Origin of the sequence: uncultured Bradyrhizobium sp. (genome assembly GCF_936928535.1) — a bacterium.
GTDB lineage: Bacteria > Pseudomonadota > Alphaproteobacteria > Rhizobiales > Xanthobacteraceae > Bradyrhizobium.
This window is the reverse complement of sequence record NZ_CAKZHY010000077.1, coordinates 18949-35711: the sequence shown is the minus strand read 5'-3', so window position 1 is coordinate 35711 and position 16763 is coordinate 18949. Positions and strand designations below refer to the sequence as shown.

Genomic DNA, 16763 nt, shown 5'->3' with positions numbered 1-16763 from the left:
CCTATGCAAATTCTTGCTTCTTTTTGGCGTTCAACGCAGGTGGAATTCTGCACTTCGATTTTTGTCCGCGCGAACCATGCCCGATGATCTCGATGATTTGCAACACATCCTGACAGGTGTTTTGGTCTTGGTTGACGATCTTGAGCGGCACTGATCGTGCGGAGCTTCCCGCCGATGCGCGCATGACTGCAATCAACGTGCCGGTTGATTCATTGCCGAAATTTCCCGACTGATTCATCTCACGCGGTCGCTTGGCATGTCATGAGCTTGCCTTTCGGTAGGTGCCCTGGCCTGAGCTCTACCTCATGTTGCCGTCGCTACAGCCATCTCCGTCACGAGTGCGGCGTAATCGCTCATCATGATCGCGTCGTTTTCAATGGGAACCCGTCATGGCCGTTCGCCGACTGACCGTTGCATTTTCGCTGCTCTGCGGCCTCGTCGGGGCCGTCGCGACGACATCGTCTGCCGAGGAGCGCGCGATTGTCCTGGCCGCGACGACATCGACACAGGAATCGGGTCTGCTCGATTATTTGCTGCCTGTCGTCCGCGACAAGACTGGCATCGAGGTGACGGTGATCGCACGCCGCAGCGACGAGGTGCTCGACGGCGCGCGCCGGGGTGAGGCCGACGTGGTGTTGATGCATGCCCGGCCGCAGGAGGAGAAATTCGTCGCCGACGGTTTTGCCACCAAGCGCTACGACGTGATGTACAACGATTTCGTGCTGATCGGGCCGAAGAGCGATCCCGCGGGCGTGAAAGGCAAGGACATTGCGACGGCGCTGAAGGCGATCGAGGCCAAGGGTGCGCCATTCGTGACGCGCGGCGACCGCTCCGGCACCCACGCGGCCGAACTCGCGCTCTGGATCGTCGCCGGCATCGATATTTCCAGCGCCAAGGGTGCCTGGTATCGCGAAAGCGGGCAGGGCATGACTGCGGCGCTCGACGCCGCGCGCAAGGCGAATGCCTATATGCTTGCAGATCGCGCCAGCTGGATCTCGCTCAGGGATCGCGGTGATCTCGACATCATCGTCGAGGGCGACAAGCGGTTGCTCAACCAATATGGCGTGATGCTGGTGAACCCGGAGAAATTTCCGGACGTGAAGAAGGATCTGGGCCAGACCTTCATCAATTGGCTGATCTCTTCAGAGGGGCAAGCGGCGATCGCCGGCTACAAGGTCGACGGGCAACAGGTGTTCTTTCCGAACGCGAATAAGTCGGGCGGCTGACGGCCGAGCTGGCAGCGGTTGCCAAACCGCGCGATGCGTGGTCCATCATGAGGCATGACCCAGCGCTTGCCGCCCTCGCTGACGCCGCTCGATACCTTGCTCGCTGCACTGCTGCGCGATATTGACCCGGTCGCAGCGGAGCAATTGCCGCTGATCGAAGCGGCCGGCTGTGTTTCCGCGGGCATGCCATTGCTGCCGCCCCATCCATCGCGCGACGTCGCTGCAGTGGACGGCTGGGCGCTCAGCGCCGTCGATCTCGTCGGCGCGTCCTCCTATTCGCCGCTCCCTCTGGCCGGGCTTCCAGTGTGGGTCGAGGCCGGCGACGCGATGCCGGCCGGATGTGATTGCATGCTCGATGTTGACGCAGTCGAGGTGTCGGGCCCGCTTGCCCAGGTGTTGGCGGAAGGCGTTCCAGGACAAGGTGTCGCCCGTGCTGGCAGCGATATCGCAGAAAACGCGCCCGCGGCGGCGACGGGATGTCTCGTCGATGCGGCGGCTCTGTTGCTCGCGCGCGTTGCCGATGTGGACAAGCTGAGCGTCAGGCGGCCGCGGCTGCGCATCGTCAATGTGCCGGGCGCAACCGTGACGCTGCAGATGATCGCCGACCTCGCAAGCGCGGCAGGGTTGGATGTGAGCGCGCATCAAGCCGCTTCGCGCGATGCGGCGTCGATCGCGGCTGGGCTCGATGTCTCCGACTGCGATCTCCTGCTGACCATCGGCGGCAGCGGCGTCGGTCGCGCCGATGCCACGGTGACGGCATTGATTGAACGCGGGGCGAAGCTCGCCCACGGTCTTGCGCTGCAGCCTGGACGGACCGCAGCCGCCGGTCGGCTCGGAAACGTTCCCATCGTCGCCTTGCCCGGTTCGCCCGGCCAAGCACTCGCGGTTTGGCTCGCGCTGGTGCTTCCGCTCATCGACAGAATGTCGGCGCGGCGGCCACGTCGCGCGGTGACCTTGCCGCTGGCGCGCAAGATCGCTTCCAGCGTCGGCATTGCCGAGATCGCGCTCCTGGCGGAGGAACATAACACCTGGATGCCGCTTGCCATGGGCGAATGGCCGCTCTACGCGATCGGCCGGTCCGATGCGTGGTTGCTTGTTTCCGCCAGCGACGAAGGATTTGCGGCAGGCGAGCCGGTCGGTGCTTATTTGATGCGGGAATGATATGGGTTCCGGCATGACGATGATCCCAAAACCGCCAGATCGCAGCGCGCTCGAGCAGGAGCAGTTCCTCAAAATCCTCTCGCGCGAGGACGCGCTGGCGCGCTTCGACGCTGCGCTGTTTCCGCGTCCGATCCCGAATGAGGCCCGCAAGCTTGCCGATGCGCTCGGTGCGGCCCTCGCTGAAGATATCGCGGCACCGATCGACGTGCCGCCGTTCGATCGCTCCAATGTCGACGGCTTTGCCGTACGCTCGATGGATCTTTCAGCCGCTGGCGAGGGCGCGCCCGTGCGGCTGGCGCTGAACGGCGAGACCATTCACTGCGGCACCGCACCGGCGCTGCAAGTGACGACAGGAACCGCAACGTCGATTGCCACCGGCGGCCCGCTGCCGCGCGGCGCCGATGCCGTCGTCATGGTCGAGCACACCCAGCCGTCCGGCCTCGATGCGATCGATGTCCGTCGCGCAGTGTCGCCTGGGCAGTTCGTCTCGTACGCCGGCTCCGACATCGCGCGCGGCGAAGCGCTGCTGCGCGCCGGCACGATCATCGGCTCGCGCGAGATCGGCATGCTGGCGGCCTGCGGCATCGCTGAGGTGAAGGTTGCGCGGAAGCCGCGGGTTGCTGTGATCTCCACCGGCGACGAACTCGTGCAGCCCGGCGAGGCGCTTGCGCCGGCCGCGATCTACGACACCAATGGTGCGATCGTCGCGGCCGCGATCAACGAGAATGGCGGCGAGGCGGTCTTCCTCGGTGAGATTCCCGACGACGAAGTCAGGCTCGATACGGCGATGCGACAGGCGCTGGTGGACGCTGACATGCTGGTGCTGTCAGGCGGCACATCGAAAGGTGCGGGCGATCTCTCCCATCGCATCATCGGCCGGCTCGGCCCGCCCGGCGTCATCGCACATGGCGTGGCGCTGAAGCCCGGCAAGCCGCTCTGCCTTGCGGTCTGCGGCGGCAAGCCGGTGGTGATCCTGCCGGGCTTTCCGACCTCGGCAATGTTCACCTTCCACGACATGATCGTGCCGGCGCTGCGCAAAATGGCCGGACTGCCGCCGCGCTCCGACGCCAAGGTGAGTGCAACCGTGCCGGTGCGTATTGCGTCCGAGCTTGGCCGTACTGAATTCGTGATGGTCTCGCTGGTCGAGGGCAAGGACGGCCTGATCGCCTATCCCTCCGGCAAGGGCTCCGGTGCGATCACCTCGTTCGCACAGGCCGATGGCTTTCTGCGGATCGATGCGCTCGCCGACCAGATGCCGGCGGGGACGAGCGCCGAGGTGACGCTGTTTACGCCGCATGTGCGCGTGCCCGATCTTGTCATTGTCGGCAGCCACTGCACCGGCCTCGATCTCGTGACTGCGCCGCTCGCCCATGCGGGCCTCACGGTGCGCTCGATTGCCGTCGGCAGTCTCGGGGGCCTGGCGGCGGCCAAGCGCGGCGAATGCGATCTCGCGCCGATCCACCTATTCGACGACAAGAGCGAGACCTACAACGTGCCGTATCTCGTCGAGGGGCTCGAACTCGTGCCGGGATGGCGACGGATGCAAGGCATTGTCTTCCGCAAGGGCGACAAGCGTTTTGAGGGGCGTGGTCCAGAGGAGGCCGTTGCGGCCGCGGTCGCCGACCCTGCCTGCATCATGGTCAACCGCAACCCGGGCGCCGGCACGCGTATTCTGATCGACCGGCTGCTCGGCGGCGCGCGCCCGGAAGGCTACTGGAACCAGCCGCGCTCGCACAACGCGGTTGCCGCGGCGGTCGCGCAGCACCGTGCGGATTGGGGCATGACCATTGCGCCGGTCGCCCATGCGGCCAATCTCGGTTTCATTCCGTTCGCGGAAGAGCATTATGACTTTGCGTTGGTGACGTCGCGCAAGCAGCGTCCCGCGGTGCAGGCCTTCCTCGACGCGCTTGGCTCGGACGAGGCGCGCACGGCACTTGAGCGAGCGGGCTTCCGGCCCGCATAAAGGACGCGGCATCCAAGCCGCGCGAGACAGAGGGTGGGGACGCGATGGCAAGGCCGCTTTCGGTTGCGATCGTCGGCGCGGGCATGGGTGGGCTGGCTGCCGCCGCGGCGCTCAGGCGCGTCGGCATCGACGTGATGGTCTACGAACAGGCCTCTCAATTCGCTCGCATCGGTGCCGGCATCCAGATCGGCTGCAACGCGATGAAGGTGCTGCGTGCACTGGGACTGGAAGCGCGAATGCGCAGCCAATCATTCTATCCGCGCTCCTGGAATAATCGCGACTGGAAGAGCGGCGACATCAAGTTCGATATGATCTTTGGCGAGAGCGCGGAGGAGACGTTCGGAGCACCCTATCTGCTCGCCCATCGTGGCGATCTTCACGCTGCGCTGGCGAGTGTGATGCCCGATGAATTCGTGAGGCTCAACCACAAGCTCGTCGGACTTGACGAGACAGGCGAGGGCGTCCGGCTCAGCTTTGCCGATGACACGAGCGCTATAGCCGATGCCGTGGTTGGCGCGGATGGCGTTCATTCGGCAGTGCGCGATATCCTCTTTGACACCGCGCCGGTGAGGTTCACCGGCCGCATCGCCTATCGCACCACTTATCCGGCCGCGCTGCTCGGCGAGAAGATCGACGACTGCACCAAATGGTGGGGCGAGGACCGTCACATCGTGATCTATTACGTCAAGCCTGACCGTAGCGAGGTCTATCTCGTCACCAGCCAGCCCGAGCCGGATTTCCGCATCGAGTCCTGGTCGGCGAAGGGTGATGTGCGCGATCTGCGCGCCTCTTTCGAAGGCTTTCATCCGCAAGTCGGCAAGGTGCTGGCGGCGTGCCCCGACGTGCACAAATGGGCGATCATGGATCGCGATGCGCTGGAGCATTGGGCTGACGGCAAGGTGACGCTGCTTGGCGATGCCTGCCATCCGATGACGCCTTACATGGCGCAAGGCGCGGCCATGGCGATCGAGGATGCCGCCGTGCTGTCGCGCTGCCTCGATGGTGTTGACCGCGGCGGCGTTGCAGACGCCTTCCGCCGCTTCGAGGCGACGCGCAAGGAGCGGACGACAAGGGTACAGGAGACCTCGCGCGCCAATATCTGGCTGAAGCAGCGCACCGATGCGAGTTGGGTCTACGGTTACGATGCCTGGTCGGTGCCGCTGGCGGCTTGAGCAGCGCGCTCACGCGCGCACTCTCGTTCCTCGGCTTCCGCGAGCGCACGCTGCGCGGCAGGCGGCAGCGGCTTCGGATCCGCAGGGACCTCGACGATCTTGTCGCTGCCCGTGGCCAGTTGGCTCAGCCGTTTGGTGCTGTCGATCGCTTTCGAGAGATCGAACACGAAATCGACGGCTGCGAGTATGGCATTCAGAAAAGAGTCGGCCATGGCTGATCCGGAGTGCGTCCCGATCAGTAGTCGCAGCTCGTTTCGATCCGGTTCGATGTCCCCGTTAAACGTTACGATGCCGCATCCAGCGCGGCGAGGCGCTCGGCTTCGGCGATGTCCTCGACCGTATTGGCATTGAAGAACGGATCGAGCGGCTCGGCCGGCCAACTCACCGTCGCGAGCGGATAGCGCGCGGTCCAGCGGTCGATCTTGCGGAGATCCTCGACGACCAGGGCGTGACGCAGTTCGTCGCGCAAGGCGACGCGCCACAGGCCGATCACCGGATGCGACTGGCTGCCGGAGGCGGCGACCGCAAGCTGCGCGTTCTCTCGCTCGCGCGCCTCATGCAGCCGCGCGACGAGGTCGCGTGGCAGGAACGGGCAGTCACCTGCGGCACTGAGCACCCATTCGATCTCCGGCCGGTTCGTCGCCGTCCAGTCGAGCGCAGCGAGGATGCCCGCGAGCGGCCCTGGAAAGCCGGGCACGTCGTCAGCAATAACCTGCAGGCCGAACGAAGCAAAGCGCGCCGGATCGCCGTTGGCATTGAGAATCAGCCCGTCGCACTGCGGGTTGAGGCGCGCGATCACGCGTTCCAGGATGGTGCGGCCGCCGATGGTTCGCATCGGCTTGTCGCCGCCGCCCATGCGGCGAGCGAGGCCGCCGGCGAGCAACACGCCTTGGGTGGGTGGAATGTCAGTCGTCACCACCTTCACCCTTGCGCTTGTGCTTCGCCGATTCCTCCTCGACGTATTCGAGGTTTTGGTCGTAGACGATCCGCTCCTCGCCGGCGAGCGCGATGAAACGCTTTCCGCGGGTGCGGCCAACCAGCGTCAGGCCGACCTGCCTCGCGAGATCGACGCCCCAAGCGGTGAAGCCCGAGCGCGACACCAGGATCGGAATGCCCATGCGTACGGTCTTGATGACCATCTCCGAGGTGAGACGCCCGGTGGTGTAGAGGATCTTGTCGGAGGGATCGACGCCGTGGCGGTACATCCAGCCCGCGATCTTGTCGACGGCGTTGTGGCGGCCGACGTCCTCGGTGTAGCAGAGCGGCTCGCCCTCCTTGCACAGCACGCAGCCGTGGATCGCGCCGGCCTCCAGATACAGCGATGGCATGGTGTTGATGGTCTGCGTCATCTGGTAGAGCCAGGAGGTGCGCAGCTCCGCCTTCGGCAGTGCGACGCTCTCGACTGCCTCAAGCAGGTCGCCGAAGGCGGTGCCTTGCGCGCAGCCTGATGTTTGCGTCCGCTTCTTGAGCTTCGCCTCGAAATTGGTGTGATGTGAGGTGCGCACCACAACCACCTGGAGGTCGTCGTCGTATTCGACCTCGGTCACAGCGTCGTTATATTTCAGCATGTTCTGGTTCAGCAAATAGCCGAGCGCCAGATATTCCGGATAATCGCCGATCGTCATCATGGTGACGATCTCCTGCGCATTCAAATAGAGCGTCAGCGGCCGCTCCATCGGCACCCTGATCTCGACCCTGGCGCCGGTCTGGTCGGTCCCGGTCACGCTCTCGGTCAGGCGCGGATCGTCGGGATGGGGGACTATCAGGGGCACCGGAGCTTTGTCGATCTTCATCATGGCTGCGACGTTAGCATGACATTCGCCTCAAGCCGATATAAGCATGGCCGGGAATGGGCGGAATGCCTCCGCTCGTCATTGCGAGCGCAATCCAGACTGCCAACGCGGAAAGATTCTGGATTGCTTCGCTGCGCTCGTAATGACGGGGAGAGGCCTGAGGTTCCATCGGCGGGCGAGCCGTTGGCGGAGATCGAACGGTTATGAAAGTCATCGGCCTTGCAGGCTGGAGCGGTGCGGGCAAGACCACGCTGTTGACGCGGCTGATCCCGCATTTCAACGCGATAGGCCTGCGCGTCTCCGTCATCAAGCATGCGCATCATCAGTTCGACGTTGACGTGCCCGGCAAGGATTCCTGGCGTCATCGCGAGGCCGGCGCGGCCGAGGTGCTGGTGGCCTCGTCCAACCGCTGGGCCTTGATGCATGAGCTGCGCGGCGCAGCCGAGCCGCGGCTGCCGGAACTCCTGAGCAAGCTGTCCGCGGTCGATCTTGTCGTGGTCGAGGGCTTCAAGCGCGAGCCGCATCGCAAGATCGAGGTGCATCGCGCCGCCAACGGCAAGCCGCTGCTGTTTCCCGATGATCCCGGGATTGCCGGAATTGCGACCGACATTGCGGTTGAAACCCGGCTGCCGACCGTCCATCTCGATGATATCGAGGCCGCGGCGGCCCTGATGCTCCGTGCGGCGATGCCGGTCGAGGACGCGGTGGCAAAAAGCGCGGCGATGCGCTGACGAGGCACCATGGCGCAACTGTCGGACGATTGCTTTGCTTTCGGCGGACCGATGATGTCGGTGGACGAGGCCGTTGGCCTGATCACGGCCCGCGTGAGCGCGATTGCCGATCTCGAGACGGTCGCGCTGGTCGACGCCGATGGACGCGTGCTGGCGCGCAATCTCGCTGCGCCCTTGCCGTTGCCGCCCTTCACCAACTCGGCCGTCGACGGTTACGCCGTCGGCAATGCCGATCTTCCGCAAGACAGGGAACAGGTATTCCCGCTCGACGGCCGCATCCAGGCCGGCGGTTTTGCGCAGGTGCCGATCAAGCCCGGCCACACTGCGCGCATCTTCACGGGCGCGCCGATGCCGCCGGGTGCCGAGACCGTCTTCATGCAGGAGGATGTCCGCATCGATGACGCCGGAAGGATCGTGCTGCCACCCGGGCTGAAGTCGGGTGCGAATGTCCGGCCGGCAGGCGAGGACATTCCTGTTGGCCATGTCGCGCTGCGGGCAGGCCAGCGGCTGCGGCCGCAGCATGTTGCCCTTGCCGCCGCGTTTGGCCTGCAGCAACTCGACGTGATCAGGCGCATTCGTGTCGCGGTGTTCTCCACCGGGGACGAACTCGCCTCGCCGGGCGAGCCGCGCGCGGCTTCGCAGTTGTTCGATTCCAACCGTTTCATGCTGATGGCGATGCTGCGCCGTCTTGGCTGCGAGGTCTCTGACCTCGGCATTTTGCGCGACGAGCGTGCTTCGCTGGCCACCGGATTGAAACAGGTTGCGGGCCATCATGATCTGATCCTCACCACCGGCGGCGTCTCGACCGGCGAGGAGGATCACGTCAAGGCGGCGGTCGAGAGCGTCGGCTCGCTCGTGCTGTGGCGGATGGCGATCAAGCCCGGCCGGCCTGTGGCGATGGGTATCATCGGCGGCACGCCGTTGATCGGGCTGCCGGGCAATCCCGTCGCAAGTTTTGTGACATTCGTCCACGTGGTGCGGCCAACCGTGCTCGCACTCGCCGGCGGCCTGTCGGAGCCGCTGTTGCCGATCCCGCTGCGTGCGGCGTTCACCTACAGGAAGAAGCTGGGCCGCCGCGAATATGTTCGCGCCTCCTTGCGCCGTGCACAGGATGGCGCGCTGGAGGCGATCAAATTCCCGCGCGAAGGGGCGGGCCTGCTGTCGTCATTGGTCGAGACCGATGGCCTCATTGAACTCGGCGAAGATATCACCCGCATCGAACCGGGCGACCGCGTAGGTTTCCTGTCCTACGCCGACCTGCTCTGAGGTCCTCGCGTTGACGCGATCGATCCCTCCCGCCATGTTGCGCTGATGACCAGAACGACACTTGATCTCACCGGGCTCAAATGCCCGTTGCCAGCCCTAAAAACGCGCAAGGCGCTGAAACCATTGCAGCCGGGCGATCAGCTCGAAGTCCACTGCACCGACCCCTTGTCGGTGATTGACATCCCCAACCTGATCCGCGAGACGGGCGACACGGTGGAGATCACCGAGCGCAACGAGGCGCGCATCGTGTTCTTGATAGAAAAGGCGAATGGCTCGATAGCAAGTGTCAATGGTGCGCTGCGTTCTTAGGCGCGTGACCACGCTGATACCGACCTTTTATCTATCGACATCGATCACGGCTTCTGCCCCAATTGACTTTGTCCGCGCGGGCGCGGAGGTTGAGTCTTGTCCGCGATGCGCGGAGCAGCGGGCCACGCACGAAGCCCGCAAACCGTATCGGGCATAGAGCCCCGGTCGAGGGGTTAACTTTCAGACGCGCGTGACGGTCCTGGCGCGTGTCGGGTGATTGTGCGGAGCAGCAGGGGCAACGGCTGCGCCGCAATGGGCTGAGGAACAGGATCGTAGCGGCAGTTTCGCTCAGAAGGGCGGCTGCAGGGGAGGTATGGATGACGACAATTGAGAGCGCTGGGAAACTTTCGGGCGCAGGCGCGGGAATTCTCGATCGCGAGCATACAGTGGCGAAGGCAGGCTTCAACCGCTGGCTCGTGCCGCCGGCGGCACTCTGCATCCATCTCTGCATCGGCATGGCCTATGGCTTCTCGGTGTTCTGGCTGCCGCTTTCGCGCGCGATCGGATTGACCGCGCCAAAGGCCTGCCCCGATATGTCGCTGTGGTCGGAACTGTTCACCACCACCTGCGACTGGAAGGTCGCAAGCCTTGGGTGGATGTTCACGCTGTTCTTCGTCCTGCTCGGCGTCTCCGCCGCGATCTGGGGCGGCTGGCTTGAGCGGGCTGGTCCGCGCAAGGCCGGCTTCGTTGCCGCGCTGTGCTGGGGCGGCGGGCTCCTGATCGGCGCGCTCGGCATCTACGTCCATCAACTCTGGATCATGTGGCTCGGAGCCGGCGTCATCGGCGGCGTCGGGCTCGGCCTCGGCTACATCTCCCCGGTGTCGACACTGATCAAATGGTTCCCCGACCGCCGCGGCATGGCGACCGGCATGGCGATCATGGGCTTCGGTGGCGGCGCCATGATCGGCGCGCCATTCGCCAATCTGCTGATCAACTACTTCAAGTCGTCGACTGACGTCGGTGTGTGGCAGACCTTCGTCGTCATGGGCGTCGTCTATTTCATCTTCATGACTATCGGTGCCTTCGCCTATCGCGTGACGCCGGCTGGCTGGAAGCCTGAGGGCTGGACGCCGCCGAGCGAAAAGAAGTCGATGATCACAGAGCATCATGTCCACCTGGACAACGCGCACAAGACGCCGCAATTCTGGTTGATCTGGTGGGTGCTCTGCTTGAACGTGTCCGCCGGTATCGGCGTCATCGGCATGGCTTCGCCGATGCTGCAGGAAATCTTCGCCGGCAAGCTGATCGGTCATCCCGAGCTCACCTTCAGTCAGCTCTCGGCTGACCAGAAGACCGTCATCGCCGGCATCGCGGCGGGCTTTGCCGGCCTGCTCTCGCTATTCAACATTGGCGGCCGGTTCTTCTGGGCGTCGCTGTCCGACTATATGGGCCGCAAGAACACCTATTATACGTTCTTCATCCTCGGCATCGCGCTCTACGCGTTGGCGCCGACCTTTGCGGCGATGGGCTCGAAGCTGCTCTTCGTGCTTGGCTTCGGCGTCATCCTCTCAATGTACGGCGGCGGCTTCGCGACTGTGCCGGCCTACCTTGCCGACATGTTCGGAACGCAGTTCGTCGGCGCCATCCACGGCCGTCTGCTCACGGCATGGTCCACGGCGGGCATCATCGGACCCGTTGTGGTGAACTACATCCGCGAGTTCCAGCTCGCGGCGGGCGTGCCGCGTGACCAGCTCTACAACACGACCATGTACATTCTCTGTGCAATGCTGATCGCCGGCATCATCTGCAACTATCTGGTCAAGCCGGTCGACTCGAAATGGTACATGAGCGAGGCCGAAGTCGCGAAGCTGCAGGCGGCAAACGCCGGCGCGGGTTCGATTCAGACGGGCTCGTTCGGGATCGGCACGGGCGGCCTGGATGCCAAGGCTGCACTGTTCTGGCTCTTCGTCGGCATTCCGCTGGCCTGGGGCGTGTACAAGACGCTCGAGAGCGCGGTGAAGATCCTCTGATCGAACCCACCACCGCGGGATGCTGACGCCGGCACCCGCGGTGCTCATCCGGCAAATATTCAAGAATGGGACCTAGGGGGATTCCTATGCTTCGTACACGTATCTGCCTTGCCGCCATGTTGCTGGCAGCAGGCCTTCACACCGCGTCCGCGCAGACCGCAGCGACACCGGCGCCTGCCGCGACCGCTACCGACGCCAAGCCGCCGGGCAAGGTCAAGCTCACCATGCAGAAGCTGAAAGAGATGAAGGCCACTTGGGCGGCCAACAAGCCGAAGCTGAAGGCGTGTCGTGCCGAGGTGAAGTCCAAAGGGCTCGTCGGCGATGATCGCTGGTTCTACATTCAGGATTGCATGAGCAAGACTTGAGGCGGAGTTCCGCAAGCACTTGACGTTTGGGGGCGTGGCAGGGCGGCTGCCCGCCCCCTAAATGATTATAGAGACGTTCTAAATTTACTTGGCCTCTGGTATACCAGAGGCTAGAGTCGCCTGGAATGAGGCCTGATCCGCGGGGATATCGCGATGCGGTTCCCGATTGTCAGGTCTTGAAATAAGGGCGGATCGCGATGGCGAACCAGCTCCTGATCATCGCGCTTTTGAGGAGAACGCGACGTTTCCATGAGCAGCAACGACGACGTTCACAAGGTCAGAGAATTCGAGCATCCGGGCGAGGGGCGCCGCCGCGCCAAGGCCACGCCCAAGGGGCGGCAGGTCGATCCGACCGCCTCGCATGAGATCGAGCAATTGCTCGGTGACAGACCGCGGCGGCGCGATCTCCTGATCGAATATCTGCACCTGATCCAGGACAAATATCATCAGATCTCGGCCGCGCATCTTGCCGCGCTCGCGGACGAGATGAAGCTCGCCTTCGCCGAAGTGTTCGAGACCGCGACCTTCTACGCGCATTTCGACGTGGTGAAGGAAGGCGAGCCTGACATCGCGCGACTGACGATCCGCGTCTGCGATTCGCTCACCTGCGCGATGCTCGGCGGCGAAAAGCTGCTCGAGGATCTCCAGAGTGCATCGGGCCCCGGCATCCGCGTCGTGCGCGCGCCCTGTGTCGGTCGCTGCGATACGGCGCCTGCGGCCGAAGTCGGCCACAACTTCGTCGACCATGCGACTGTCGCCAACGTCATAGCCGCCGCGAAAGCCGGCGACACCCACGCGCATCTGCCGAAATATGTCGACTACGACGCCTATGTCGCAGGTGGCGGCTACAAGCTGCTGGGTCGCGTGCGCTCCGGCGAGATGTCGACGGACGATCTGCTGAAAGCGCTCGACGATGCTTCGCTGCGCGGCCTCGGCGGCGCCGGCTTCCCGACGGGGCGCAAATGGCGCGCTGTGTTGGGCGAGCCCGGTCCGCGGCTGATGGCGATCAACGGCGATGAGGGCGAGCCGGGCACGTTCAAGGATCGCTATTATCTTGAAACCGATCCGCATCGCTTCATCGAGGGCATGCTGATCGGCGCGCATGTGGTGCAGGCCTCCGACGTCTACATTTACTTGCGCGACGAATATCCGGCCTCGCGCGAGATCCTGGAGCGCGAGATCGCCAAGCTCCCTGCTGGCGGTCCGACGCTGCACATGCGCCGTGGCGCGGGCGCCTATATCTGCGGCGAGGAATCCTCGCTGCTCGAGAGCATCGAGGGCAAGCGCGGCCTGCCCCGGCACAAGCCGCCTTATCCGTTCCAGGTCGGCCTGTTCGGCCTGCCGACGCTGATCAACAACATCGAGACGCTGTGGTGGGTGCGCGACATCGTCGAGAAGGGCGCCGATTGGTGGAAGGGCAATGGCCGCCATGAGCGCCATGGCTTGCGCAGCTTCTCGGTCTCCGGCCGCGTCAAGACTCCCGGCATGAAGCTCGCGCCGGCGGGCATCACCGTGCGCGAACTGATCGATGAATATTGCGGCGGCATGGCCGACGGTCATCAGTTCTACGCGTATCTTCCCGGTGGCGCGTCCGGCGGTATCCTTCCGGCGTCGATGGACGACATCCCGCTCGATTTCGGCACGCTGGAGAAATACGGCTGCTTCATCGGCTCGGCGGCGATCGTGATCCTGTCGCAGAAGGACAGCGTGCGCGCGGCGGCGCTGAACCTGATGAAGTTCTTTGGGGACGAGAGTTGCGGCCAGTGCACGCCGTGCCGCGTCGGAACCCAGAAGGCGGCGCAGCTGATGCAGAAGCCGGTCTGGAACCGCGCATTGCTGGAAGAATTGAGCCAGGCGATGCGCGATGCCTCGATCTGCGGGCTCGGACAGGCGGCATCGAATCCGCTGTCCTCCGTGATCAAATATTTCCCTGACGAGTTCAAGGAAGCGGCCGAATGACCAAGATTACGTTCGAGCTCGACGGCAAGCAGGTCGAAGCAAAACCCGGCGAGACGATCTGGCAGGTCGCCAAACGCCAGGGCCGCGAGATCCCGCATCTGTGCTATTCGCCCGCGCCAGACTATCGCCCCGACGGCAATTGCCGCGCCTGCATGGTCGAGATCGAGGGCGAGCGCGTGCTGGCGGCATCCTGCAAGCGGACGCCGTCGGTCGGCATGAAGGTGAAGACGGAGTCCGCGCGCGCTGTCTCGGCACAGAAGATGGTGATGGAGCTGCTGGTCGCCGACCAGCCGGCGCGCGAGACCAGCCACGATCCGGATTCGAAATTCTGGCACTGGGCCGAAACCACCGGCGTCACGGAGAGCCGCTTCCCCGCCGCCGAGCGCTGGGACACCGACGCCAGTCATCCGGCGATGCGGGTCAATCTCGACGCCTGCATCCAATGCGGCCTCTGCGTGCGCGCTTGCCGCGAGGTCCAGGTCAACGACGTCATCGGCATGGCATATCGGAGCCATGGTTCGAAGATCGTGTTCGACTTCGACGACCCCATGGGCGAGTCGACCTGCGTTGCCTGCGGCGAATGTGTGCAGGCCTGCCCGACCGGCGCGCTGATGCCATCAGTGATGCTGGACGACAAGCAGACCCGCGTGACCTACGCGGACAGGAAGGTGGATTCGCTCTGCCCGTTCTGCGGCGTCGGCTGCCAGGTCACCTATGAGGTCAAGGACGAGAAGGTGATTTATGCGGAAGGGCGCGACGGCCCGGCCAATCACAACCGTCTTTGCGTCAAGGGCCGCTTCGGCTTCGACTACATCCACCATCCGCATCGCCTGACAAAACCGCTGGTGCGGCTGCCGAATGCGAAGAAGGATTCCAACGACCAGGTCGATCCGGCCAATCCGTTCACGCATTTCCGTGAGGCGAGCTGGGACGAAGCGCTCGACATCGCCGCCAAAGGCCTCGTCAAGATCCGCGACGAGAAGGGCGTGAAGGCGCTCGCCGGCTTCGGCTCGGCCAAGGGCTCGAACGAAGAGGCCTACCTGTTCCAGAAGCTGGTGCGCACCGGCTTTGGATCGAACAATGTCGACCACTGCACCCGGCTGTGCCACGCCTCGTCGGTGGCGGCGCTGTTCGAAGGCCTGAGCTCGGGCGCGGTGTCCGCGCCGTTCTCCGCCGCGATGGACGCGGAAGTGATCTGGGTGATCGGCGCCAACCCGACGGTCAACCACCCGGTCGCCGCGACCTTCATCAAGAATGCGGTCAAGCAGAACGGCGCCAAGCTGTTCGTGATGGATCCGCGCCGGCAGACGCTGTCGCGTCACGCCAGCAAGCACCTGCAGTTCAAGCCGGGCTCCGACGTCGCCATGCTGAACGCGATGATCAACACGATCATCACAGAAGGCCTGACCGACGACCAGTACATCGCCGGCTACACCGAGGGGTTCGAGGACCTCAAGGAGAAGATCAAGGAGTTCACGCCGGAAAAGATGGAGCCGATCTGCGGCATCCCGGCGCAGACGCTGCGCGAGGTGGCGCGCACCTACGCACGCGCCAAATCGTCGATCATCTTCTGGGGCATGGGCATCAGCCAGCACGTCCATGGCACCGACAATGCGCGCTGCCTGATTGCGCTGGCGCTGATCACCGGCCAGGTGGGCCGGCCCGGCACGGGCCTGCATCCGCTGCGCGGCCAGAACAACGTGCAGGGCGCCTCCGACGCCGGTTTGATCCCGATGTTCCTGCCTGACTATCAGCCGGTCGGCCGCGACGACATGCGCGGAGCGTTCGAAAAGCTCTGGCAGCAGGAGCTCGATCCGGTCCGTGGTCTCACGGTCGTCGAGATCATGAACGCGATCCACGCCGGCGAGATCAAGGGCATGTATATCGAGGGCGAGAACCCCGCGATGTCCGACCCCGATTTGCAGCACGCGCGCCAGGCGCTGGCGATGCTCGATCATCTCGTGGTGCAGGATCTCTTCGTCACAGAGACTGCGTTCCACGCCGACGTCATCCTGCCGGCCTCGGCGTTTGCCGAGAAGGATGGCTCCTTCACCAACACCGATCGCCGCGTGCAGCTCGCGCGCCAGGTGATCAAGCCACCGGGCGATGCGCGGCAGGATCTCTGGATCATCCAGGAGATCGGCAAGCGCATGGGCTTGCCGTGGAATTATGCCGGGCCCGGGGAGGTCTACACCGAGATGGCGGAACTGATGCCGTCGCTCAAGAACATCAGCTGGGAGCGGCTGGTGCGCGAAGGCGCCGTCACCTATCCGGCCGATGATCCGAACAAGCCCGGCAACGAGATCATCTTCACCACGGGCTTCCCGACCGCGAGCGGCCGCGGCAAGATCGTGCCGGCCAAGGTCATTCCGCCGGATGAGCTGCCCGACGCCGAATATCCGATGGTGCTCTCGACCGGCCGTGTGCTCGAACATTGGCACACCGGCTCGATGACTCGGCGCGCGCAGGTGCTCGACCAGATCGAACCCGAGGCGGTCGCGTTCATGTCGCCGAAGGACATGCGCAAGAAGAAGCTGGTGCCCGGCGATTTCATCCGCCTCGAGACCCGCCGCGGTGCGGTGGAGGTTAAAGTGCGGTCGGATCGCGACGTGCCTGAAAACATGGTGTTCATGCCGTTCTGCTACGCGGAAGCGGCGGCGAACCTGCTCACCAACCCGGCGCTCGACCCGTTCGGCAAGATCCCGGAGTTCAAGTTCTGCGCAGCCAGGGCCGAGCGGGCGGAGATGCGGGACGCGGCGGAGTAGGGGCTCGCCGTTTTTTGGCGGCTGCGCGCCGCCAACGCCACCACCACCGTCGTCCAGCGAATGCTGAACGTTTGGGCACACCT

Annotated in this window: 15 protein-coding genes; 11 read left to right on the top strand and 4 right to left on the bottom strand. The window is 64.4% G+C overall.

Annotated features, from left to right (window positions below):
* Position 1: 1 nt before the first annotated feature.
* A complete protein-coding gene (locus Q0687_RS11925) occupies positions 2-238 on the bottom strand; it encodes a hypothetical protein (protein ID WP_298876493.1) in 237 nt (78 codons plus the stop codon).
* A gap of 151 nt (positions 239-389) precedes the next feature.
* On the opposite strand from Q0687_RS11925, the gene Q0687_RS11920 reads away from it, so the two are divergent.
* The 4 genes from Q0687_RS11920 to Q0687_RS11905 are packed head-to-tail and all read left to right on the top strand — an operon-like array spanning position 390 to position 5522.
* Positions 390-1226: a substrate-binding domain-containing protein gene (locus Q0687_RS11920; RefSeq protein ID WP_298876490.1), complete on the top strand. Its 837-nt coding sequence runs from the start codon at positions 390-392 to the stop codon at positions 1224-1226.
* A 54-nt stretch (positions 1227-1280) separates the two neighbouring features.
* Entirely contained in the window at positions 1281-2387 is a 1107-nt protein-coding gene (locus tag Q0687_RS11915) for a molybdopterin-binding protein (protein WP_298876487.1), read from the top strand.
* A gap of 13 nt (positions 2388-2400) precedes the next feature.
* Positions 2401-4350, top strand: a complete 1950-nt coding sequence (locus Q0687_RS11910) for a molybdopterin biosynthesis protein (protein WP_298876484.1) — start codon at positions 2401-2403, stop codon at positions 4348-4350.
* A 44-nt stretch (positions 4351-4394) separates the two neighbouring features.
* Positions 4395-5522 (top strand): FAD-dependent monooxygenase, encoded by a 1128-nt coding sequence (locus Q0687_RS11905; RefSeq protein ID WP_298876482.1) that lies wholly within the window; start codon positions 4395-4397, stop codon positions 5520-5522.
* Here the strand turns inward: Q0687_RS11905 and Q0687_RS11900 are convergent.
* The 3 genes from Q0687_RS11900 to fdhD form a co-directional block, all read right to left on the bottom strand.
* The gene (locus tag Q0687_RS11900; RefSeq protein ID WP_298876479.1) at positions 5489-5734 is read right to left on the bottom strand and encodes a hypothetical protein; all 246 of its coding nucleotides are present in this window, start codon (positions 5732-5734) and stop codon (positions 5489-5491) included. The genes Q0687_RS11905 and Q0687_RS11900 overlap by 34 nt on opposite strands.
* A 71-nt stretch (positions 5735-5805) precedes the next feature.
* The gene (gene mobA / locus Q0687_RS11895; RefSeq protein ID WP_298876476.1) at positions 5806-6447 is read right to left on the bottom strand and encodes a molybdenum cofactor guanylyltransferase MobA; all 642 of its coding nucleotides are present in this window, start codon (positions 6445-6447) and stop codon (positions 5806-5808) included.
* Positions 6428-7318, bottom strand: coding sequence for a formate dehydrogenase accessory sulfurtransferase FdhD (fdhD, locus tag Q0687_RS11890; RefSeq protein WP_298876474.1), 891 nt, complete (start codon positions 7316-7318; stop codon positions 6428-6430). The genes mobA and fdhD overlap by 20 nt, the downstream gene beginning before the upstream one ends.
* 200 nt (positions 7319-7518) lie before the next feature.
* Between fdhD and mobB the strand changes: the two genes are divergently transcribed.
* The 7 genes from mobB to fdhF all read left to right on the top strand — a co-directional run bounded on the left by mobB (position 7519) and on the right by fdhF (position 16680).
* Positions 7519-8046, top strand: a complete 528-nt coding sequence (gene mobB / locus Q0687_RS11885) for a molybdopterin-guanine dinucleotide biosynthesis protein B (RefSeq protein WP_298876472.1) — start codon at positions 7519-7521, stop codon at positions 8044-8046.
* Positions 8047-8055: 9 nt separating this feature from the next.
* A complete protein-coding gene (gene glp / locus Q0687_RS11880; protein ID WP_298876469.1) occupies positions 8056-9312 on the top strand; it encodes a gephyrin-like molybdotransferase Glp in 1257 nt (418 codons plus the stop codon).
* A 45-nt stretch (positions 9313-9357) separates the two neighbouring features.
* A complete protein-coding gene (locus tag Q0687_RS11875) occupies positions 9358-9621 on the top strand; it encodes a sulfurtransferase TusA family protein (protein ID WP_298876466.1) in 264 nt (87 codons plus the stop codon).
* A 317-nt stretch (positions 9622-9938) separates the two neighbouring features.
* The gene (locus Q0687_RS11870) at positions 9939-11591 is read left to right on the top strand and encodes an OFA family MFS transporter (RefSeq protein ID WP_298876463.1); all 1653 of its coding nucleotides are present in this window, start codon (positions 9939-9941) and stop codon (positions 11589-11591) included.
* 86 nt (positions 11592-11677) lie between these two features.
* A complete protein-coding gene (locus tag Q0687_RS11865) occupies positions 11678-11956 on the top strand; it encodes a hypothetical protein (RefSeq protein ID WP_298876461.1) in 279 nt (92 codons plus the stop codon).
* A gap of 249 nt (positions 11957-12205) precedes the next feature.
* On the top strand, positions 12206-13915 hold the full coding sequence (locus Q0687_RS11860) for an NADH-ubiquinone oxidoreductase-F iron-sulfur binding region domain-containing protein (protein ID WP_298876459.1): 1710 nt from the start codon (positions 12206-12208) through the stop codon (positions 13913-13915).
* On the top strand, positions 13912-16680 hold the full coding sequence (gene fdhF / locus Q0687_RS11855) for a formate dehydrogenase subunit alpha (protein ID WP_298876456.1): 2769 nt from the start codon (positions 13912-13914) through the stop codon (positions 16678-16680). The genes Q0687_RS11860 and fdhF overlap by 4 nt, the downstream gene beginning before the upstream one ends.
* Positions 16681-16763: the final 83 nt, after the last annotated feature.